This window comes from Nocardia rhamnosiphila NBRC 108938, from assembly GCF_000720425.1.
Taxonomy (GTDB): Bacteria; Actinomycetota; Actinomycetes; order Mycobacteriales; family Mycobacteriaceae; genus Nocardia; species Nocardia rhamnosiphila.
The window spans coordinates 1-394 of the sequence record NZ_JOAJ01000056.1; the positions used below are offsets into that span (position 1 = coordinate 1).

The following is a 394-nucleotide window of genomic DNA, read 5'->3' on the forward strand; positions in this document are numbered from 1 at the left end:
GACGCGGCGCCAGGCGGGCGTCCACGCGTTCGAGCGGTTGATCGGCGAGCTCCCCGGCGACGAGGTCGAGGCGCTGGTCGCGGCCCTTCCGGCGCTGAAGCATCTGGCAGAGCTCGAAAGCCGGGACCGCGAAGGGCCGAAGCAGTGACCGGGCGGCCGGTCGGCGGGGGCGGGGTGAAGGCGTTCCCTGTGGCGCGTTCCGAGGCGCGGCTGCTGGTTCCCACTTTGATGTTCATCGGTCTGGTCGTGGCGGCGGTCGGTAGCCTCGGGGCGCCGCTCCTCACCAGCGCGGCGGCCTCGTTCCACGTCTCGCTGAGCAGTGCGCAGTGGACGTTGACTGTCGCGCTGCTCAGCGGCGCCGTCGCCACTCCGGTCTTGGGCCGGCTCGGAGCCG

1 pseudogene is annotated in these 394 nt (G+C 72.8%); it reads left to right on the forward strand.

What is annotated here, in order from left to right:
* Positions 1 to 228: 228 nt before the first annotated feature.
* A pseudogene (locus IG75_RS0135685) lies at positions 229 to 394 on the forward strand (MFS transporter); the annotation flags it as partial.